Below are 21,972 nucleotides of genomic sequence, written 5' to 3' on the forward strand. Positions count from 1 at the left end.
AGATATAAGGCTTCACGCTATCGATTATCGCCTGTTCACTGCTTCGATGCAAACCCGCCTACTCATCTAGCGGCAATTATTTTTCCCACTCACCGGCGAGCTTGCGGCATTCTTCTCCAGTCGGGCGGTCACGGTTGGGTTGCAGAGATGGCTGCCTCGTGCTTCCCTGTGCCCTGGTTTTCCTGCTTCTTCGGACTACTCTGGGACGGTGCGACAGCGGGAAGCGTGCTGTGTATCATTTTGACCACCCCACAGAAGGGGTGGAGCAGATTTCTACAGATTTCTTGCTAGCGTAGCTGGTCACTTCGGCTGAATTCTCAAGATCCAGCCCGGCGGCAGCGTCCAGCTGGCAGCATGTTGACGTCCCTAAGGCGTCGGCCAACGCATCTTCCGTAAGCCTTTCTCTTCTCTTGTTTTATGCCTGACTCGTGATCTATTTGGATTTCAATCGGACGACGCCGCTCGCTCCTTCGGTGCTTGAAGCCATGCAGCCATTTTGGGCTACTCACTTCATGTTGCCTGGGCAAGAGCACTCGCACGCCCAGGCGGTAGGTGAGTCACTCGAGCAAGCACGCGAATCTGTCGCGGGGATGGTCGGGTGCGATCCGTTTGAGATCGTGTTCACGGGCGGAGGAACGGAGTCTAATAATCTGGCAGTCCGAGGGCAGTTTATCGCGTCCAGTGTCCCAAGGGTTCCAGGCGGAGTCGCCTCGCTTGGCAAACGTCGGTCCTCACTCAGTCCTGAACTTAAATCGGGTGACAAAAATTCGGCCGGGCGTGGCCACGTTTTGGTCAGTGAGCTTGAGCATGACTCGGTTCTCGCTGCCGCATTTTCGCTGCAGGCGGACGGGGTCAATGTCGGTATGGTTCCGTGCCAGGAAAATGGAATTGTCGACCCGGCAACGGTCGAGTCGATGTTGCGTCCGGACACTCGATTGGTCTGTTTGCAGCTCGCAAATCCAGTCTTGGGAACACTGCAAAGAGTCCGCGAAGTGGCAGATATATGTCACAATCGGGGGGTGTTGGTTCACTGCGATGCGACCCAGGCATTCGGTAAATTGCCGGTTGAGGTGTCTCAGCTTCGCGCTGACACCATTTCGATAAGTGGACACAAGTTCTATGGGCCCAAGGGAAGTGGGGCGATCTACGTCCGTCGTGGATTGCACCTCTCGCCAATCAGCCATGGTGAGCCGCGAGAAATGGGGCTGCGTCCAGGGGCTGAAAACGTTCCCGGTTGTATTGGTTTGGGGGCAGCGTCTCACCTGGCGAGTCGCTGTGAAAGCGAGGTTTCGGATAACTTTGCCGAGCTGAGCGAGCGGTTTCTCAATGGCCTCTGTTCTTCCCTTGGCCGGGACCCCGTTTTGCTCGCCAGTGAGTCGCCTCGGATCGCAAATACGATGGCGATCGAGATGCCTTGTGATGCGGTGTTAATCCAAAAGGCTGCTCGCCAATTGGTCTTTGCCACCGCCCAGTCCTCCGAACCCCCCGACGAGATAACGAGGTCTCTGAAGGCGATCGGGAGGACAGAAACTCAGATTCGCCGCACGATGCGTGTCTCCCTCGGGTGGACTACGTCAAGAGATCAGATTGACCGGGCTGTCAGTCTGATCGCGGAAGCCTGCGATAGTGTGATGACGCGGTAAGGTCGCCGGTCATTTGTGCCACCCGCGTGCCATCTGAACAGGGAGGTTGACTGGCTCGGGGGCAGGGCAGTGAGGGGATCGCGTATTGGCAGGTTGCGTTCAGGTCGTGGTCCACTGCCGTCCTCTCCATTCTATCTGCGTCTTCTTGATGACCTAGGTTTAGGGCCCTCGTTGACGTCATCTTATTGACCCCCTCTTTTGGAGTTCGTCCATCTTCGAGGCATCCTGGTTGTCCTCGGGTAAACCCGTTCTCCGCCAGGCGATTGTCCTGGCCGCAAGCTGGATCTAGCAACCGCCAGTTGATGCTGGGCCGGCCAAAGTTCGTCGGCGTGAATCGAATGTCGACCTTTGTCAGTAATGGCCTAAATGGTCACAGACTCGCAGGATCCTGCTATTGACCCTCGGCTCGACGTTCGTGGGGATAGCGATTCGTGCTCGAGCCCCCTCTTGTGGTGTTTTTTGTTTGGCGGGATATGCGCGTACCTGGGGTGGCAGCGGCTCTCCCGGCCTCTCAATGCCGACCGGAGGGTTAACTGAAATGCTTGTAAAACAAACAAAAACTTAAATAACTCTCAAAAGCTGCAAAACACGGTTTTTTTGCGACGGGAATTTTGCTTGCCTCACTTGCCCTCTGAAGTGGACACTTGGCGGATGCACATGTGGGGTGTGCGTAGTTTTTGTGCATGCTGGCGATGCCTTGGCTGCGGCAGGTGTGCTTGCGATTTAAGCACGGGGCTAGCAATGGGCCTAAGTTGTTTTGAAAGCATAGGTTCGGAAGGGGCGTTTGACTGGTGGTGAGTATAGCCGCACAAACACCCACACGACGTGTCGACCACGACACAGCCTAGGAAAGGAAGATCCTGATAATGTCTCAAACTGAAACCAACGCTCAACTTCGATATGCTAGCGACCCTTTGCCAGAACAGACTGATGCGATTGCCCCCCGTTTGGATATTGCCCCGCTTAATGTGAATGTTCCTCAGGAGCAAAAGGGGAAAGAGGTTTTGCGGCTGGCTCAAGAGGCTTTCGCCAAAACCGGTAGTTGGGTTGTGTTCTATCGTGAGATGCTCGGGGTCGACGGGATCGTGCGAAAGTTGTTCAGTGACTCCGAAAGCATGCGAGAGTTTGAGTCCAGTGCTGAGTTCGCAGAGCTGCAAGAAATGGTCGCAGCAATGCGTAGCCAGGATCCTTCCAAGGGAGACTCCGCGGAGCCTGAGCGGATGATCACCATCCGGCTACCGATGAGCTTGCATGATGCATTGAAGGTCGAGAGTGCGGAGATGAACTTGAGTATTAACAAGTTGTGTATCAGCAAGCTGCTGCAGCCTGTCGCGGGCCGTTTCATTCCACTCCAGCAAGGCCGTCGCCGTGGCCGTCGTCCTGGTCCTCAAGGGCCTCGCAAGCAAGTTGAGGAAGCGATCAAGAGCACCGAAGTCTCCGCGGTTCCATCGGCAGATTCGCAGGAATCACAAGGGAACTGATCGTTCCATTGCGGAACCAGGGCTTGGGGGCCTTTTTAGGCACTGTTTAACCATCGCATGAGGCATTTCGATGCCTCGAGACAAGGTCGGGATTTGCCCAGCGAAACAGTTTAGCTGGGCGCGGGTTTTTTTATGGCGAATCCTGTCTCGGTGAATTTGCGAACTCCATGGTTGTCGCAACCATAGAGCCCCTGGTGCGGTGATGACGCTGCGGCCAAGCAAAGGCTTCGATGCTGTTTTGTAACGACATCGGCGGCCGATTTTCAATATTTGCACCCTGGCTTCTTCGTCGATTGAGGGCCCGTACTTGCCGGGGCGACGAGTCGATGTTGGTATCGTAGTTTGCTCGGGGAGTTCTCATCTGGGGGGTGGTGCCGATTCGCTGTCGCATTGGTGTGAAGTCGCGTGTTGGGTAACGCCCCGAAGGACGTTGTAAGCACCTCGGCAACTCTCTCAAGAATACGTAGCCTAGGCTTCCAGCCTGGGGACCACATCCAACCCAGGCTGGAAGCCTAGGCTACGTTAAGCTCTACGATTGCTGGGCTTCGATTAACCTTGAGCGGGTCCCGCTCTGTAGTCGCGTGGCTTGATTGTGATGGCATTAATGTCACCCAAGTTGGCGAGGCGTTTGTGCTCAAAATTGCCCATCAGGTTGGCTTACCTTGGCTGGGCGATTTTCGATTTGCGGGTACACTGCTGGGGTCGTGATATTGATCCATTCGTCCCTCCCTCAGCGTGTTGCTCATCCGAAATGCTTACAGTGCCCACTTTCTCCACGGCTCGCACCGAGATTGCGGGTCAGTCGATTGCTGATCTTGTGAAATCCTTCGGGACGCCCCTGTACGTTTACGATATCTCAGTAGTCCAGGAGCGTATCTCGGATTTGGCCGCATTCGACCGAATCCGCTATGCTCAAAAAGCTTGTAGTAATTTGGCGATTCTCGATCGGATGCGTCGCAAGGGCGTCGTTGTCGATGCGGTCAGTGCCGGAGAAATCCGTCGTGCGATCGCTGCTGGCTTTTCCACCGATCCTGCGAAGCACGATATCGTCTATACCGCTGACATTTTTGATCGCGAGGCACTCGAGCTAGTCGTTGAGCATTCGCTGAGCGTCAATTGTGGTTCGCCGGACATGATCAGCCAGCTGGGCGAACGTCGGCCAGGGGCGGAGGTCACGCTGCGAATCAATCCTGGATTTGGGCACGGTCACAGCCAGAAGACAAATACCGGTGGCGAGCAGAGCAAGCACGGGATCTGGCACGAGCAGATCGACGAGTGTTTGCGCCGTGCCGATCAGAGCCGGATCACCATCACGGGACTTCACATGCACATCGGTTCGGGTACCGATCTCGAACATTTGAGTGAAGTCTGCGAAGCGATGGAACGGACTGCGATCTCCGTCGGCAGGACGCTCAAGACCATTAGTGCAGGTGGTGGGCTGCCCGTCCCCTACAAGAGCGACGAGACGTATGTCGATTTGGACAAGTACTTCAAGCTTTGGGATGCGACGCGAAACCGGCTCAGCGAGGCGTTTGGTCATCGCTTGGATCTAGAAATCGAGCCCGGTCGCTATTTGAGTGCCGAAAGTGGCTCGCTGATTGCCGAAGTTCGCAGTGTGAAAAAAGCGGGAAACAACGTCTTCGTCTTGGTCGACGCCGGGTTCAATGACTTGGCTCGCCCAGTGATGTACGGTGCCTATCATCCGATTTCGGTTTGTGGTGCTCGCGGTGACGTTTCTTCGCGTGAGCAGTTGGACGTGATCATTGGTGGTCCGCTTTGCGAATCGGGTGACATTTTCACTCAGCGCGAAGGGGGCTACGTCGAAAGTCGCAAGTTGCCGATGCCGATGGTCGGCGACTATGTCGTTCTCGAAAATGCGGGCGCCTATGGTTTTGTTATGGCGAGCAACTACAACAGCAAGACGCGTGCAGCGGAAGTGATGATCGAGGACGGCACCGCAAAATTGATTCGGCGCCGTGAGACATTCGATGATCTTATTCGCGGCGAAGTGATTCCGGGATAAATAACGGACCCACGCTCTCCTAAAATTAATGTCGTGGCTCGCGATACGTAGCCACGTTTTATGTAGCCATGTTCTGAACGCGATACGATCAGCGTCCCTGCTTCCCACCCTCCAAGTCCACTCTCTGTTTGAGCCTCGCCATGAATACCGCTCCCTTTTCCCCAGCCCAACTTCGTGAAAGCGTCATTGCCGTTCCTCCGTTGGCACGCGACGCGTCCTTAAAAATCGATCGCGCTGAAAACGCCAAGCTGATCAAGCATATCGAGTCGGGCGGAGTTCGATCGTTGTTGTACGGCGGCAACGCGGTTTTCTATCACGTTCGACTCGCAGAATATGAATCGCTATTGAAGATGTTGGCCGACGAGACGGCCGATGATACGGTTGTGATTCCTTCGATCGGCCCAGCATACGGGTTTGCGATGGATCAGATCGAAGTGCTCCGCGATTTTGAGTTTCCCACCGCAATGCTGTTGCCGGCACGTGATATCGTCGACCAGAACGGAATCGCAACGGCGACACGACGGCTCGCTGAAGCGTACGGCAAACCTTTGGTGCTGTATTTGAAGTTTGATCGTTGGCTTGATGCGGACTTGGTTCGCAAGCTCGAAAACGACGGTGCCATTTCGTGGATCAAGTACGCGGTCGTTCGCGACGATCCTTCGCAAGATGACTATTTGAAAGAGGTGATGGACGTTTTTCCAGCCGAACGAATCGTCAGCGGCATTGGCGAGCAGCCTGCGATCGTCCATCTCCGCGACTTTGGGGTGACCGGATTCACAAGCGGTTGTGTTTGCGTCGCTCCTGCGAAATCGATGGAAATGATGCACGCGATTCACAACGGCGATTTTGACACTGCTGAATCGATTCGCAAATGGTTTGAACCGCTCGAAGATTTACGCAACGACATCAACCCGATTCGCGTTCTGCATCACGCTGTCACCGGTGCAGGAATTTGTGATTCCGGCCCGCTGCTGCCGATGTTAAGTGATCTGAGTGCCGAGCAGATCGCCAAAATCGGTAAAGTGGCGAAAGGGATGATGGCAGGCTAGTCCTTTACGGCTTATCCCATGAAAAAAGGCGGAGTGCTTATTCAGCACTCCGCCTTTTTTGTTCTTACGCGTCGCAGTCGGATTAGCGAGCGACGGCTAGGTTTTGCTTCTTCAGTCCATCGATGTATTGATGGGCGATGTTCAGCACTTCGCGATTGTAGAAGTAGTCACGATAGACCTCTTGAGCACCCACTTCGGCCTCGAGTTCTTTCTCTTCTTCTTCCTTCTGAGCATCGAGTTCTTTGCGGCGAGCCATGAACTTCTCTTCGTTCAACGAGATTGATGCTTGCTCTTTCTGACGCACGTACAACTCGATTCGCTTTAGCAACTCCGTAAACTCTTTCTCTTTGCTGATCCGGCCCATCGAATCGCTTCGCAGTTGGGCGATCAATTCTGCAGGCACCATGTTGTAGTTTTCATGCTTTGCAGGTTTGACCCGATCATTGGGAAGTGCAAACTTCAGATCGCTTTCGGAAACGTCCATCTTTGCCGTGATGCTGGGCAAAACGATGTCGGCTGCGACACCGGCCAACTGAGTGCTTTCGCCATCGGGCAGATAGAACTGTTGAAGCGTGACCTTCAATGCACCGTAGTTTTCACGGTTGTTTCGGAACAGTTGTTGTCCAAGATCCATAAGAGTTTGGACGGTTCCTTTGCCGTGACTGGTGGGGTCGCCGACAACGATACCTCGACGGTAGTCCTTGATCGCACCCGCGAAAATTTCGCTTGCACTCGCACTGAACTTGCTCGTCATGACCACGAGTGGGCCATCCCAAGCAGTGCCTCGATCGTCGTCGTCGTATTGTTGTACCGAACCATCGGCATTCTTGACTTGGACCACGGGACCGCGGTCGATGAACAATCCAGTCAAGTTAATGGCTTCGGTCAAGCTTCCGCCACCGTTCGTGCTCAGATCCAGCACGATTCCATCGATGCCTTGGCCCTTGAATTCTTCGATGATTCGCAACACGTCGCGGGTGCTGCTGCGGAAATCGCGTTTGTTGTTTTTAGCACCTTCCATGTCCATGTAAAAACTGGGCAGATTGATGTAGCCAATCTTTTCCGTTTTTCCGGGGGCGTCAGGCAATTGATGTTCGATGACCTTGCCGCGAGCCGCTGACTCGTCCAGTTCGATCCGTGCACGCACGATGCGATGGATTTCGACTTCACCTGCACCGCCGGGTCTAACTCCCAATCGCACGATCGATCCTGCTTTTCCGCGGATCAAGCCGACCACATCGTTCAGAGGCATTTCGACAATATCGACCATCGCGCCTTCTTCACCTTGGCCCACCGATACGATCACGTCGTCGGTCTTCAGCTTGCCGTGTTTTGCAGCAGCACCGCCGGGAATAACACGTGATACGACAGTGTTGCCATCTTTTTCACGCAACTGAGCACCGATGCCATCGAGGCTCAGACGCATGATCATGTCGAATTCGTCGAGCGAATCAGGCGACATGTAGGTGGAGTGCGGGTCGTAAGCGGTAGTGACCGCAGTCAAGTACATTTCCAACAACGCATCGCTGTCGGTATCGCGCCAACGACGGTCGTAGCGTAGATAACGTCGGCGAAGCAGATCGCGTGCTTCGGCGCCTTCTTTGCCTTCGTCCTTCAAATCCAGCAGGGCGTACTTGATCTGGCGTCGCCATCGGTCCGTCGCTTCATCTGCGTTTTTGGCGTAGACCGTTGCTTCGGGGTCCGTGATGATCTGTTCGTCGACTTGGAAATCAAATTCACCGTCGAGTAATTGCAGGGCAACCGTAACGCGTTCGTCGACTCGTTGCACAAAGCGACCGAAGACTTCGTATGCAAACGACAAGTCGCCTGCTTGAACCATGTCGTCGATTCGCGTTGCATTTCGTTGGAATTGGTCAATGTCGCCCTGTAAGAAGTACAGCTTCATTGGGTCGAGCGACTTAAGGAACAAGTTCAGCGATCGTTCGCTGATCGTGTCGTTCAGCTTTTGGCTCGAGACGTGATTTCGCGGCATTAAAGTCGCAATCAATCGTGCGACCAAGCTGTCTTTGGTGCCCGGCGTTGCCAGTTTTAAGGGGCCCAGGTTAGGTCGTGCCGCATTTCCGATGACCTGTTCCACCGCCGGCTTGTCGATTGCGGCTTGGTCGGATTGTGCATGGGACACTTCCGCTATGAGGGCGACGAAGAGAATCGCCAAGAACGATTTCGACCACTTCATCACGAGGGGCGAAAGTTTCGAGCCTATTGAATAGGGGGCATCCGATTGATTATCGCAGCGAGCAATAGGTTCGCTCGGAGTACGGTTGGCGGTAGAAAAACGGCAATCCATAGTGGTTTCCTGAGGAAGTTTTCTTGGCGTGTTCGACTTGCGAAAGCGTCGTTAGCGGTGCTGCGCAGCGGTAGGGCCGCGCGGCGGGTAGGGAACCGCCGTTTTCACCTTAGACGTCTGGCTAGGGTCGCTATGTGATCCTAGGAGAGAGCGAGATTTGGGGCAACGGCGGTTTCCTCGCCTATTTTACCCGTTTGCGCAAAGATTGAGGGCGCTTCTGCGTCAGAATTCTTGCGGAATGCCGCTCTCGTCGCTCACGCGTCCTTGTATTGGACCTGCCCGCTGCCGCTAACAATACGCCCAATCGTCTGGCACGAGATCCCGAACTCTTCCATCTGAGCCTGGATGCTGGCCGCATAAAACTCGCTGACCACTGCGATCATTCCGATGCCCATATTGAAAATCCGCCGCATCTCGGCCGTTTCGATGCTTCCCGTTTTCTGCAGCCATTGGAAAATCGGATGCGGCTGCCAAGTGCTCGGATCGATCTCGGCATCGACGTTTTTGGGCAAAATTCGATCGAGGTTTTCCTGAATTCCGCCGCCCGTGATGTGTGCCAAACCATGCAAGACCTGCTTCACCCGGTAATGCGTCTGGATGCTGCGAATCGGTTGCGTGTAGATACGGGTGGGATTTAGACAGACGTCGCCAAGTGTTTGCCCGCCAAATTCCGCAGGTGTGGCGTCCCAGTCGAGTCCTGCGTCGGCGATGACTTTGCGAACCAAGCTAAATCCGTTGCTGTGCAGTCCTGTGGATGCTAATCCGAGCACCACGTCCCCTTCAGCGATCTGTTTTCCGTCGATCAGTTTCTTGCGATCGACGACTCCGACCGCAAAACCCGCCAGATCGTAATCTTCAGTCGCGTACATATCGGGCATGATTGCCGTTTCGCCGCCCAATAGCGACAGGTCGCCTTCGACGCATCCATCGCTGATTCCTTGGACAATCTGCTCCAAACGCGCCGGATCGTCGCGTCCCATCGCCACGTAATCGAGGAAAAAGAGGGGTTCCCCCCCCGTGCAGAGGAGGTCGTTCACACACATTGCGACCAAATCGATGCCGACGGTACTGTGCCGGCCGGTTTGCTGAGCGATCTTCAATTTGGTGCCGACCCCGTCAGTGCCGCTGACCAAAATCGGTTCTTTGTAGTTACGGGCAAATAGTTTGCCGGCAAAATCGAGTCGAAATAGACCTGCAAAGCCTCCGTCACTCGGGATCACTCGAGGGCTAAACGTGCGATGCATCAAGCGGGGCAATCGCCGCATCGATTCGGCATAGACATCAAGGTCCACGCCAGCGTCTTTGTAGGTTGCAGCCATCTGTATTTGGATAATAAGCGGTTGGGCGGACTGGATATTCGAGAGTTGAGCCGGAATCGGTTCAGACTTTCCCACATCATGACGCCCCCAGGCCAAACTTGGTAGCGGTGGGCGATCGGGATGCCAGCAAATGAGTCTACCCCGTCTGGGTTTGGCATCGCTCCATCTGCCGCTTTGTCAAAAATCCCGTCTACCGCCGCAGTTACAGAATTTGTTAAACGACACTGCAATCGTCTTTGTTCGATAGACGTATAGTCCAAGTCAAGATGGCCGATCGATAGTCATCCAACGCAATTTTATTGCCGGTAAGCTTGATAGCACTCATTCCCAGCCGACTGACGCGATACATTCTGATCGAGATCTTGAAGATCTTTGTGGTGTCGCTGATCGCATTGACATTGATGATCTTGATGGTCGGTGTTGGACGAGAGTTGCTGCGCCGTGGCCTCGGTGTGGTCGCGATCGTTCAGTTGTTGCCCTACATCCTGCCGATTTCGCTGCAGTTTGCGTTTCCAGCGACGGCGTTGTTTTCCGTTTGCTGCGTCTATGGCCGAATGGCGGCGGATGGCGAAGTCTCGACGGTTAAAGCGTCAGGAATATCTCCACTAAAACTTTTGCAGCCCGCGTTCATCTTTGCCGCATTTCTCAGTCCTGTTGCTGTGGGGGTCTCGGACCTCGCGGTTTCATGGGGGCGACCGGGGATTAACCGAGTCGTGCTGATGTCGGTCGAGGACATTGCCTACCGTGTGCTGCGCGCCCAGCATTCCTATACATCGGACCACGGTTTTTCGATTCATGTTCGCGATGTCGAAGGCCAAACGCTGATTCACCCCACCGTGACAGTGCACAATCACAGTGGTGAAGGGCCAACGAAGTTGTCCGCTCGCGAAGGTCGACTTCAACTTGACAGCGAAACCTACAATCTGATTCTGCACGTCACCGATAGTCAAATTGAATCAGGTGACGGGATTCAAGGCAAAATTCCAGGCGAGACCGAATTTAAAATTCCGTTGGCAGCGGCGATGGTCGACAAGGGACCCGAAAACCAGACGCCGAGCTGGTTGTCATTGTCGGTAATCCGCAGCGAGCGTTTGCAACAAGATGCCCGGACTCACGCGGCGGCGGGGCAGTTGGCGGCCCATGTTGGATTTTCCATCTTGCGATCGCGGCCCGAAGAGATCGCTGGCGGAATGGGAGTGCATATCGAATCGTTGGTTGAGCACAGTCGCAATCGGTTGACACGGTTGCATGTGGAGCCATGGCGTCGTTGGGCCGAAGGATTTACCTGTTTCTTCTTCGTTTTCGTCGGTGCACCGCTCGCGATGATCGCACGGACCAGCGATTACTGGACGACCTTTGGCATCTGTTTCTTGCCAATCCTGCTGGTTTATTATCCTCTGTTCATCTTTGGGCTCGAACAGGCCAAGGACGCGTCGATACCTCCCTACGGGGTCTGGATTGGCAACATTGTCTTGGTTGCCATCGGCACCGCCTTGATCGCCCGCGTGCGTCGCTATTAATGCAGATCGATGTGAGTCATTCCACTGAATGATCTGAGCCGACGGCGCTAGCCGCGGGCATGTTTCCTACAATATTGATGGGCCCGCGGCTAGCGTTGGAATGCTAAGCCTTTGGGCTTGTTGTGATTTTTGTTTGCGCTGGTTTTCTGCCACCTCTCCACCAACTTCGGAGGTCGTGCGGCTTTTAAGTTGAGTGGTAGCAACCACTTGCTTCACCCTCCCAACGAAGTTGGGCGGGTTGGAAAAGGAGCCTTCAGCGATTTTTCCGCTCTCGGGCTGGTGACGTTGAGCTTGCAAGTTGTCATCTCTAACACTTCGATGCCCCACCCAGAACTTGCTCTGCTCGTTCTGACCTCCCCAAAACAAGTTTCGGGGAGGTGAAGCACGTCAAAGGACTCGATTCACAACGAAATAAAAAGCCGCACGACCTCTTCGTCGGTGGAGAGGTAACTGCAAGTTTAGGCCGGAAGAAAAGCTCCCCCCTAATATCCGCCGACATCTACTTTTTGCGGTCCCAGCACTTTTTCAACGTCCCGGCTAAAGCCATTTGCGTTTTTGATGTAATCTACGGGGACAGATTCCCTTCGGGGGTCGTTTTCATTCCCCCATCTACCCCTCAGCTTCCTGTGACATCAAAAACGATTGATCATTCGATTGGTCCCAAAAGTCTTGCTGCCTTCGATCGTGCTCGTGCGTTGATCCCCGGTGGGGTGAACAGCCCCGCTCGTGCGTTTGGTGCCGTTGGCGGTTCGCCGTTGTTCATCGATCACGCCGAAGGGGCGTACATCTTTGACATCGATGGACGCCGGTTTCTCGATTACATCGGATCGTGGGGGCCAATGATTCTGGGGCATGCGTGCCCTGAAGTGGTCGACGCCGTGGTCCGCGCGGTGGGCCGTGGAAGCAGTTTCGGAGCACCGACCGAGGCGGAATCCGAGCTGGCCGAACAGATCATCGAGGCCGTTCCGTCGATCGAACGGGTGCGTTTGGTCAACAGCGGAACCGAAGCGACGATGAGTGCAATTCGCGTGGCTCGCGGAGCGACAGGCCGTGACAAAGTGATCAAGTTTGCAGGCAACTATCACGGTCACGTCGACAGCTTGTTGGTGGCTGCCGGCAGCGCCGCAGCGACGCTGGGCGTTCCCGATTCGCCGGGCGTCACCGCCGGGGCCGGCGGCGACACGATCGTGTTGCCCTACAACGATGTCGCTGCATTGACTCAAACGTTCAGCGAACACGGATCGAAAATTGCCGCGGTGATTCTCGAGCCTGTGGTGGGCAACATGGGATTAGTGATCCCCACATCCGATTTTCTAAATTCACTGAGATCGGTCACCGAAAAAGCGGGCACGATCTTGATCTTTGACGAAGTCATGACCGGATTTCGGCTCGCTTACGGCGGGGCACAAGAGCGATTCGGGATCACACCGGACATGACCACGCTGGGCAAGATCGTCGGCGGCGGTATGCCGTTGGCTGCCTATGGAGGCCGCGCGGATATCATGGACAATGTTTTGCCCGCGGGCAAAGTTTTTCAAGCAGGCACGCTGAGCGGAAATCCCGTCGCGGTAGCCGCCGGCAGCACGACGTTGCGGATCTTGAAGCAAGAATCGCCGTACGAGTCATTAGACAAAATGGGCGACCGGCTTGCTGAAGGACTCGCCTCGGCTGCGACCGAAGCCGGAATTCCTCATCAAGTGCAACATGTTGGCAGCATGGTGACGTTGTTCTTCAACCCCGATCCCGTGATGAACTGGACCGATGCCGACCGTTGCGATCGCGAGTCTTACGCTCGATATTTTTGGGGCATGATTGACGAAGGCATTTATTTGCCGTGCAGCCAATTTGAGTCGCTGTTCTTCAGTCGCGTGCACACCGAAGCGATGATCGATCAAACGATCGACGCAGCAAAAAAAGTTTTGGCGTCGTTTTAAGTTCGGTCGTAGGCCGGCACGCAGCGAAGCGGAGATCCGGCACGGCGGCGGAAACGAATTGACCCTCACGCGTGATGCACGCTAACGGCTTGGAAAGCCGTGCGACAATTGTAGGCCGGACCGTAGCGGAGCGAAGTTCCGGCACGGCGGCGGAAACGAATTGACCATCACTTTCACATCCTGCCGGATCTGCATCGCTACCGCGACTTGATTCGGCCTACATCGCTAACCAACAACATCATGAATGACAACCGATGGAATGGATCTGGTATCTGCTATTGATGGTCGCCGGCTTTTTGGCAGGGATCATTAACACCATTGCCGGTGGCGGTTCGTTTTTGACGCTGCCCGCGTTGATGTTGTTTGGCTTGGATCCAAAATTGGCCAACGGAACCAATCGTGTCGCGATTCTGTTCTCCAGTGCAGCGGCCGTCGCCACGTTCCGACGCCACGGGCAATTTAACCAGCGTCTTGCCTTCCGCTTGGCCGTTCCCACGTTGATGGGAGTGCCGGTCGGTGCGTTGATGGCGATCTATCTGCCCACCGATACGTTCAAAATGCTGTTTGGAGTGATGTTTTTGGCGATGGCGGTGCTATTGTGCATGAACCCCAAGCGATTGACGCAGATCAACGCCCAGCCGGAAAAAGTCGGTTGGAAGATGTTGCCAATCTTCTTCGCGATCGGAATCTATGTCGGGTTCATCCAAGCGGGACTGGGCATCTTGTTGATGCTGGCGATGAGCTTGCTGAACACAGGCGACTTGGTGTCATCCAGCGCGATCAAAAACTGGATTGCCTTTATCGTTACGTTGACAGCGACGATCGTGTTTGTCATTTACGGCTTGGTTCAGTGGGCACCGGGTCTGGTGATGGCCGTCGGCAATGTCTTTGGCGGAGTGATGGGCGCGAAGTTGGCGATCCGCAAGGGAAACCGATTCGTCTTCGTGTTCCTCGTCATCGTGATGGTGGCCACCGGAGTGAAGTTGACGTTCTTTTGATGTTAAGCAGGCAGCTGTCATGTAGTTGGCCGTTTGGACACTAGTGCGAGAAACCTTAGGTCCTGTTGGTTCTTGTGAGCCGACGGCGCTAGCCGCGGGCCTGATTTAGCTAACGTTTTACCGAGTGTCGGCCCGACGCTAGCGAGTTCGGCTCACAAGATTGGACAATCGAACTAGCCCCAGGCCGCTAAACAACTGACAGAGATCTTCCTCCCACTTTGTCCGCCGCGAACTCACGGCATCATTGTCAAAACGCGTGTTAGTAACGCGCCCAAGGGGCCTGTGAACAGGATCGTCACGACCAACGCGGCAGCCCCTAACAAGTAATCGCGTGAAAGAGGGCCAAACGGTCCTCGGTCCAACCGCGTGATTTCCTTGATCGACTCTTCCAGTAGTTTCTGTGCATCTTTGTGCTGTTCCGCGTCGTTGCGCGAGATCAGATCGTAACGACGATGGCTGAGAAACTCCAATGCCTCGGATCGGAATCGCACTGCGGTCAGTCGCACGACGATGGCTGCCACAAATGAAATAATGATGGGCGAGACAAGCAACGCAATCCAACTTTTGTCGTGCCCCCAAGAATCCCACCAATTGGAGCGAGCCACAATGAAAATTATCGACAAAATCGCAGGCCACAACAGCTTGCGACTGGCATCGATGCTGAGCGTCATGGTGCTGCGACAGCGATTGACAATCTTTCGTTGCACCTCGTTCCCATCGACGTCCGTCAACGGCGAAGTCGGCATCTCATCGCGGAATTTCTCGATCACTTTTCTCGCATACAGAGAAAACAACAAACTCTTGCACGCCACCAGGAGAACGCACAGCGTTGCTAAAAACAGAAGTGCGGTTGCCAACCAGCGAACGCTCCAATCGCGAGCCGGTGGCTCAATGAACCCGCTTTCCAAAAATGAAATCAAGTAGAACACGATGGCAATGGTGAGTGCTAACTTCCACGTCAATGATCTCGGCGGAGGTTCCAAGGTCGTCTTTGCATCGACTGATAAATTAGGCAACCTGTTTGAGATCTCTCGCACACTCAGGACGATCACCAAGTAGAGTCCCAGCACGGTCGGCCAAATGCTAATGCCGTCCGTGAAAAGAATGGGCTCGGATGCAATCGAGCGGTCACTGATAATCATCATCGAAAAAATTAATATGCCAATGAACAAAGGAATCGCAATTGGCCAAACCGTCTCATGCTTTCCAGTACTTCCGCTATTGAAAAGGAAGTTTTGGAAGAAGTTGGTGGTCGCGGTGTATCCGCTTCGGAGTCTGTCTCGAAAATTGGAGGCATCTGTGGAAAATGCGGCCAAGAAATTGAAGCCTAGAAAAATGCCAAGCATCGCCAACAAAATTGCCCAGATCAGTGACTGATGCTCGTGAATGGAGGCGACCCCTGCCGGCTGCCGCAGCGGTAAGTATTCGGGGCTTTGTGTCATCGACAATTGAATTGGATTTCCAGTGCCAATTTCGAATGCGAGAGGCTGCAGATAGGACTGAGACATCGACTCGGACGCTTTCGTTTGACGTCTTCCCACCAAGTCGAAGAGGTCCTGCGAAACGTCGCCGTAAAACTTTTCAAATCGATCTTCTTTAAGCTTCTTCTCCAAAAAGGCGTGGCACAAAACGGACATCCCCACAAAGGCCGATGTTTGGTAACCATCCCGAAAGCTGGGGATGTTATTCACCCGTCCAAAAATATTACTGCGACCCCGTACCCCCAATCCATAATGGGATGCCACCACCAGGTTCCGCGTATGCGAGTTGTAATCTGGCAAGCTATATCGTGCATCGAGTTCGGTGGTGAAAAACGTGGCGACAGGGAAGATCGGACGCGCCTTTTCCAAAATTAAGTTCTTGTCTTCCCAGCTTGAACCCAATATTCCCACCGCACGGACGCGACTTGGATTGATTAACCGCGACGAAGCCATCGTTCCAAGCTCCGTCATAGAACGGTTCAAGTAATCTTTGACCGATGAGTTATCGCCTCGCGATCCCCCACCCGATTGCTCGCTACCCGATGCGGCAATGTCTTTGAGATAGGGGATTACAAGCGGCTGTTGATCGCTGGTTTCAAACAGACTCTTCTGCATTTCCTCGACATAGCTAAGCGAACTTTGCTCTGCAAAAATTACCAATCGATTCGCCGATCCATCGGTCGGCCAGACTCCGCGAAGACTCAGTTCGCGTTGCAGTGCGGTTAGCAACCGCTCGTCCGAGCCGATGGTGTGAATGAGTTTGACGAAGTTATGAGAACCAATCTCTAATTCGGATTGCCCTGCGTTCAGCCCGAGACTCGCGTCGGTTGCGGTACAGCTTGTGTTGCATACGACTGCACCTAAGTCCCATTTACTGAAAAACGATGTTACGTCTTGGTCTGCCTTATCATTCGAACTCAATTGCTCGCCGTCCCTGACTAGATCGCGTAACGCACCGCTAAATGTAGGACCCAGCAGACAAAAGGCTGCGTTCTTCTTTTCGTTAGGTTCAATCAATATCGGTTCTAGGATATCACGGAGGGTTGATAGCGGTTGTTCTCCGAGGTGAGTTTCTTGGACCCACGTGATTAAAATGTAGTCGTCTGTGTTTCGGTGCTTATAGAGTTTCGTCGGTAGAAAGGGCTCAATTTTGACCGCGGTTGATTGAGGACCTGGCTGGGCATCCTCTGCCTCTTTGGGATTGTCCGCCACATTAGCGACTTCTGATCCTTGTTTTGCCGTCGGAGCTGCCGCTGACGCCCTCTTTCTCTCAGCCGCGCGTGTAGAAAAATGGTAAGTCAGTTTGACCGGTCGATAGGTCATGCGATTTGGAAACGAGAGATTAAATCCTTGGTTGGCGAGCGCCAATTCGACGGCGTGACGTTTGCGCACATGACTTTCCAGACCGTCTCGATCGGTGCTCACGGCACCAGGCACAGGAACGACGAGGTACATGATCCGGCCGTCATCACCGAGTTTTTCCTTCAGGATGGCCTTTACGTCCGAATTAGTTAGCAGATCCGGACGCGCCGCTGACAGATCTTGTAGTTGTCTGCCGTAAACATGTGTGAACGGGTCATCCCACATCGATCCGGGAAGACTAATGGTGCCTTTGATGGACGGGTACATCGAGTTGGATGTATCCGTTTGAGTGGCGGGCGGTGGGGAATCCGACGAAGCGGGGCTTGCGCCCGGCTGAAGACCAAACAACGCCATGACCCCAACGATCAATCCTCCTCCCATCCATGTGAAAACAGCCGGCAGAGAGCCTCGTTCGCCACTCATGATGAGTACCACTCGGTTTCAAAGAAGCAGATACATTGAAAGACATCTGAGATTCAGTATAGCTACTAAAACTGGACGAGCCACCATTCGGAGGGGGGTGTGGTTTTTTTCTTTGACACGACAGGGCGAGCGACTTGAGGTCTCGTTTAATTCACCATGTCGTGCCGCGTTGCAATGTGGGGTAGCGCATCAACTGATGCATCGAGAACTCAGCCTCAATGGGTTGATGCAGAGTGTCGCAATGCGGTTCAAGTCGATCGTTGAAATTCTTGCGAGTCTCAATGACCATTCCATACGGCGGAGGAGAGTGGCGTTCGAATACCAGGAGACGTATGTCGACCTGTCTAGATCAATTGTCGCCAATTGTTCGGCCAACACCGTTGGTTCAGGGTGTGAACAGTTGTTCTAAAATTGAATCGCAGACGAGTCACGCGAAGCCCGAAACCGAAACCCGCCCCTCGATTCGTCGTCAAATATTCCAAATAAAAACATTGACACTGTTATATGACAGTGTTAGTATTGGGGCATGGACCGATTCTTTTCCATGGCCGAATTGCGAAGACTGGTCGCTCGGGCGCTCCAGGATACGGACTACGTTCCCGCAGCTTCTGCGCGAGTTCGGGCCGTGCCCGACACGCGAACGATTCGCTATTACACAACGCTGGGGTTGATGGATCGGCCTGCCGAGATGCGGGGGCGGACTGCCTTTTATGATGCAAAACATGTGATGCAACTGGTCGCAATCAAGCGACTGCAGGCGAAAAACGAATCACTGTCAGATATCCAACAGCGACTGACCGGGCTGCCGCCCAAAGAGTTGAAATCGCTGGCGGCGTTACCAACCGATTTCTGGAAGCAAGCCGAACGCTACTTGCGTGAATCGCAGACGCGATCCGCAGCAACGCAAAAAACGTCAGACGTTGACGTCAGCGGTGAATTTTGGAGTCGAACAGCGGCACTGCCTTCAACCCCAGACGCATCGCCGAAAGAGTCGTCGCTGGTAGAGTCATCGGCCTGCGAGGTGTCTCAGGCACTGCGAATCAATTTGCACCCCCAAGTCCAGCTGTCCATCGACACGACCGCCGGTGCGGAAGTCATCGACGCCGCCAGCCTCCGGCAATTGCAGTCTGCGGCTGAATCGCTGATCAGTGAACTGGTTCGCCAGAGTTTGATCGTTTCCCCGTCAACACCTCGGCACGATGCTCGGTCCTGACTTTCTACTTCTCTTTGGAGGCTATTGCCATGACATCTTTCACGCTGCCGCGACTTGACGAAACAGACGATTCCGAAGTGAAGAATGGTTTCGGATCGCTCAAGACCGACGTCGGCAACTTGCCGCTACAGCAACTAGCTTACCGTAGTCGCGTGGTCGGATTGGCGGTGCAAACGACTATCAAGCAAACGTTCTACAACCCATTCGACGAATGCATCGAAGCGACCTATGTGTTCCCGATCGAAGGCGAGCAAGCCGTCGTGGGATGCGAGATCTGGGTAGCCGACCGATTGGTTCATGCCAAGTTGAAGGAACGTGGCCAAGCTCGATCCGATTACCAGCGAGCAATCCATGAAGGTTACCGAGCGGCATTACTGGAACAAAATCGTGGCGAAACGTTTTCGATGAAAGTCGGCAACATTCCGCCTGGCGAAGCGATCCAAGTTCGCATCCAGACGATCGGAAGCCTAGCCGTTGCCCATGGCGAATGGACACTACGGATGCCACTAGTTGTCGCACCACGATACACATCCGGTTTTCCGTTGCCGGGAGCGTCGGTGGGAAATGGCACTGCCGTTGACACCGATCAAGTGCCTGACGCGTCGACGGTCACGCCGCCAACTTGGTTGCCGGGATTTCCTAGCCCCGTGAATCTGTCGATCGAAGTCGACGTTCAGCCTGGTAACCACGACAGCGGCTTGGGCGATCATGCGGACTGGCCGTCCCGAATTCGTAGCAGTCTGCACGCGGTCGCTGTTGAATCAGACGGCGACGACCAATCGGTCGTGAAATCTTGTCGAATTCAGATTCGTCCAGGAGAAAAAGTCGATCGCGATTTCATTTTGCGAGGGCCGATCGAATCTTCCAAAGTCGTTGGTTCATTGTTGTGTGATCCGGACAGCGGGACGTTTGCAATTCACCTCATTCCACCATCGCGTAAATCGGATCTTCCGAAAAACGTTGTCTTCTTGCTGGACCGCAGCGGCAGCATGTCGGGTTGGAAGATGGACGCAGCCCGTCGTGGGATTAGCCGTTTGATCGATACGCTTGGGCCGAATGATCGCTTTCAAGTCTTGGCATTCGATAACCAAATTGAATCACCACCCAATCGATCGCATCCCAATTCGCTTCAACCTGCGACGGACGCCAACCGATATCAAGCAGTTTGCTGGCTGGCGGGGATACGTTCACGCGGCGGCACCGAGATGGGACGGGCGATCCAGCAGGGTTTGCAGCCGTTTCTTTCCATCGCCGATGTAAACGCCAACGGTCAGGGTTCCGGGTCGATTGTTTTGGTCACCGATGGGCAAATCACTGGCGAAGATTCGCTGCTTCGTTTGCTGGGCGAAGTGCCCGAGTCAAAGCGTCCTCGTCTGTTCTGTCTAGGCATCGATCGTGCCGTCAACGGCGGCGTATTGCAGCGGTTGACCAAGTTTACGGACGGCATCTACGACGTGGTGGAGTCTGAAAAAAGACTCGATGAGATCATGCAGCGTTTTGGCGATGAAATTGGTTCGCCGTCGATCACAAATCTGCGGATCGAAGCGGTCGACGATACTGGCCCGATCACACAAATCGCTGCTGCGAAACATGCGTTGCTGTATCCCGGACGCCCTCTTTCCCTCTACGGTCGGACGTCCGAACCATCGTCGCTTCGAATCGCAGTGCATGGAACATTGGCTAGCGGTGAGCCTTGGAGCCAAATCATCGAAGCGGAAACGGTGACCTTTCCTAGCGACTCTGTCAACTTGCTGCATTCGATGTGGGGGCGTGCAATTTTGCGAGAGATGGAAGATGAATTTGCGGCTAAATCGGCTCAGGATCGATTGCTGCAGGATGAGATCGTTCGTTGTTCGCTCGAAACGCAGGTGCTTTCACGTTTCACTGCGTTTGTCGCTGTCGATGAATCGGAGCGAGTCAGCACGAAAGGCGCCCGGCACTCAATCAACCAGCCCGTTGAGCTACCCGAAGGGTGGCAACCGGCGCATCCTGCACCGATCGGTCGCAATCGCTTGATCTCGTTGCCGAGTCAACCCTCCGTTGGTCGACCCGTTGCCCACCGGTCCATGCCCGTCTCGAAAACAACCGGCGGACCCGTGCTACCACAACAGTTTGCCGATTTGATCCTTCGAAAAGGTATCGTGACCATGGATCAGCTGACAGAGGCCGAGGCGCTGTCTCGTTCGATATCCACCAATGTTGGCAACGCCTTGGTACAGATGGAGTATGCCACTGCCGAGGAGGTTGCTCAGGTGACAGCCGAATCGTACAAGATGCCATACGTAGATTTGCGGCATACGCAAATACCGATGGAAGTGATCGAGCTGATTCCAGAATCGGTCGCACGAGAAAACGGGGTCATGCCGCTGAGCGAATCAGGCGGCACGTTGACGGTCCTGGTCAGCGATCCGGCCGACTTGGAAACGGTCGAAAAATTACGTTTCATTCTCAACCGAAACATTCAAACCATGATCGCATCACCCGACGCCATTCTGCAAAGTATTAACTTGCACTACGGTCAAGTCGAAGGCGAGTCGGCAGATTCGATGCTGCAGGAGTTTACGGATACTGCCATCGACTTTACAGAAACCAGTGACGACTTTTTTGAAGTCAGTTCAGACGAATCACTGGGGTTAGCAGACGACATCATTACCGATGGTATGCTAGAGGATGACGACATTTGCATGATCCAATCGATGCCTCTTCCTTCGCCGTCGCCAATGCGATCACGCCGCAGGCGCACCGTGAAACAGGCTTCGTCACCCGGTGACGCTCCGGTGATTCGACTGGTGAATCTGGTTGTGTCCGAAGCGATTCAGATGCGTGCGACTCATGTGATCTTGACTGCTCGGCCAGAGGCGGTTCTCATTCAGTATGTGATCGACGGTGTTGCAGTGGATCGGGAGCACATTCCAAGTCGCATGTTGTCGGCGATCGTCGCTCGACTGAAGATTTTGGCGAAGGTTGATGTCTCGATCACGGACCAACTTCAAACGGGTACGATGAACATCACCGTTGGCGAAACGGCATCGACTCATCAAGTTCATTTTTCCCAAACCAGTGATGGCACGACCGTGCTCATTGAACTCGACCGTGCCGCACAAACGGCGATTACTCCGAGGGAGCATGCAATTGCCCCTGGGCAGCCCAACTGTGTGCGGGAATGGTGGGAAGCAAGAGCGATGCAATCGACGCTCCAATAACGCGGTCATCATCAA

General features: G+C 54.2%; 12 protein-coding genes. 9 read left to right on the plus strand and 3 right to left on the minus strand.

Annotated elements, in window-relative coordinates:
* The first annotated feature begins 428 nt into the window (after window positions 1-428).
* The 4 genes from SH528x_RS12830 to SH528x_RS12845 all read left to right on the plus strand — a co-directional run bounded on the left by SH528x_RS12830 (window position 429) and on the right by SH528x_RS12845 (window position 6,196).
* Complete coding sequence (locus tag SH528x_RS12830) at window positions 429-1,643, plus strand: cysteine desulfurase family protein (protein WP_442510916.1); 1,215 nt, start codon at window positions 429-431, stop codon at window positions 1,641-1,643.
* 866 nt (window positions 1,644-2,509) lie between these two features.
* Window positions 2,510-3,124 (plus strand): hypothetical protein, encoded by a 615-nt coding sequence (locus SH528x_RS12835; protein ID WP_442510917.1) that lies wholly within the window; start codon window positions 2,510-2,512, stop codon window positions 3,122-3,124.
* A gap of 751 nt (window positions 3,125-3,875) precedes the next feature.
* On the plus strand, window positions 3,876-5,147 hold the full coding sequence (gene lysA / locus SH528x_RS12840) for a diaminopimelate decarboxylase (protein WP_442510918.1): 1,272 nt from the start codon (window positions 3,876-3,878) through the stop codon (window positions 5,145-5,147).
* A 140-nt stretch (window positions 5,148-5,287) separates the two neighbouring features.
* Complete coding sequence (locus tag SH528x_RS12845) at window positions 5,288-6,196, plus strand: dihydrodipicolinate synthase family protein (protein ID WP_442510919.1); 909 nt, start codon at window positions 5,288-5,290, stop codon at window positions 6,194-6,196.
* 82 nt (window positions 6,197-6,278) lie between these two features.
* Here SH528x_RS12845 and SH528x_RS12850 read toward each other — a convergent pair whose 3' ends face one another.
* Both SH528x_RS12850 and purM read right to left on the minus strand, forming a co-directional pair.
* Window positions 6,279-8,393, minus strand: a complete 2,115-nt coding sequence (locus tag SH528x_RS12850; RefSeq protein ID WP_442510920.1) for a carboxy terminal-processing peptidase — start codon at window positions 8,391-8,393, stop codon at window positions 6,279-6,281.
* 365 nt (window positions 8,394-8,758) lie between these two features.
* Window positions 8,759-9,823, minus strand: a complete 1,065-nt coding sequence (purM, locus tag SH528x_RS12855; protein WP_442510921.1) for a phosphoribosylformylglycinamidine cyclo-ligase — start codon at window positions 9,821-9,823, stop codon at window positions 8,759-8,761.
* A gap of 311 nt (window positions 9,824-10,134) precedes the next feature.
* Here purM and SH528x_RS12860 point away from each other — a divergent pair, with 311 nt between their 5' ends.
* From SH528x_RS12860 to SH528x_RS12870, 3 genes are all read left to right on the plus strand, one after another.
* Entirely contained in the window at window positions 10,135-11,343 is a 1,209-nt protein-coding gene (locus tag SH528x_RS12860) for an LptF/LptG family permease (RefSeq protein WP_442510922.1), read from the plus strand.
* A 626-nt stretch (window positions 11,344-11,969) separates the two neighbouring features.
* Complete coding sequence (hemL, locus tag SH528x_RS12865) at window positions 11,970-13,277, plus strand: glutamate-1-semialdehyde 2,1-aminomutase (protein ID WP_442510923.1); 1,308 nt, start codon at window positions 11,970-11,972, stop codon at window positions 13,275-13,277.
* Window positions 13,278-13,531: 254 nt separating this feature from the next.
* Entirely contained in the window at window positions 13,532-14,275 is a 744-nt protein-coding gene (locus tag SH528x_RS12870) for a sulfite exporter TauE/SafE family protein (RefSeq protein WP_442510924.1), read from the plus strand.
* Between the two features lie 233 nt (window positions 14,276-14,508).
* Here the strand turns inward: SH528x_RS12870 and SH528x_RS12875 are convergent, their stop codons facing one another.
* Entirely contained in the window at window positions 14,509-17,541 is a 3,033-nt protein-coding gene (locus SH528x_RS12875) for a hypothetical protein (protein WP_442510925.1), read from the minus strand.
* A gap of 526 nt (window positions 17,542-18,067) precedes the next feature.
* Between SH528x_RS12875 and SH528x_RS12880 the strand changes: the two genes are divergently transcribed.
* The gene (locus SH528x_RS12880; RefSeq protein ID WP_442510926.1) at window positions 18,068-18,754 is read left to right on the plus strand and encodes a helix-turn-helix domain-containing protein; all 687 of its coding nucleotides are present in this window, start codon (window positions 18,068-18,070) and stop codon (window positions 18,752-18,754) included.
* Between the two features lie 29 nt (window positions 18,755-18,783).
* On the plus strand, window positions 18,784-21,957 hold the full coding sequence (locus SH528x_RS12885; protein ID WP_442510927.1) for a VIT domain-containing protein: 3,174 nt from the start codon (window positions 18,784-18,786) through the stop codon (window positions 21,955-21,957).
* The last annotated feature ends 15 nt before the right edge of the window (window positions 21,958-21,972 follow it).

The sequence above is a fragment of the Novipirellula methanifontis genome (assembly GCF_052161655.1).
In the GTDB taxonomy this organism is placed as follows: Bacteria; Planctomycetota; Planctomycetia; order Pirellulales; family Pirellulaceae; genus Novipirellula.

What these genes read in the sequence shown, in the direction of transcription:
- SH528x_RS12835 (WP_442510917.1), top strand. Translation starts at nt 2,510, where the DNA reads ATGTCTCAAACTGAAACCAACGCTCAACTTCGATATGCTAGCGACCCT.
- lysA (WP_442510918.1), top strand. Translation starts at nt 3,876, where the DNA reads ATGCTTACAGTGCCCACTTTCTCCACGGCTCGCACCGAGATTGCGGGT.
- SH528x_RS12845 (WP_442510919.1), top strand. Translation starts at nt 5,288, where the DNA reads ATGAATACCGCTCCCTTTTCCCCAGCCCAACTTCGTGAAAGCGTCATT.
- SH528x_RS12850 (WP_442510920.1), bottom strand. Translation starts at nt 8,393, where the DNA reads ATGAAGTGGTCGAAATCGTTCTTGGCGATTCTCTTCGTCGCCCTCATA.
- purM (WP_442510921.1), bottom strand. Translation starts at nt 9,823, where the DNA reads ATGGCTGCAACCTACAAAGACGCTGGCGTGGACCTTGATGTCTATGCC.
- SH528x_RS12870 (WP_442510924.1), top strand. Translation starts at nt 13,532, where the DNA reads ATGGAATGGATCTGGTATCTGCTATTGATGGTCGCCGGCTTTTTGGCA.
- SH528x_RS12875 (WP_442510925.1), bottom strand. Translation starts at nt 17,541, where the DNA reads ATGAGTGGCGAACGAGGCTCTCTGCCGGCTGTTTTCACATGGATGGGA.
- SH528x_RS12880 (WP_442510926.1), top strand. Translation starts at nt 18,068, where the DNA reads ATGGACCGATTCTTTTCCATGGCCGAATTGCGAAGACTGGTCGCTCGG.
- SH528x_RS12885 (WP_442510927.1), top strand. Translation starts at nt 18,784, where the DNA reads ATGACATCTTTCACGCTGCCGCGACTTGACGAAACAGACGATTCCGAA.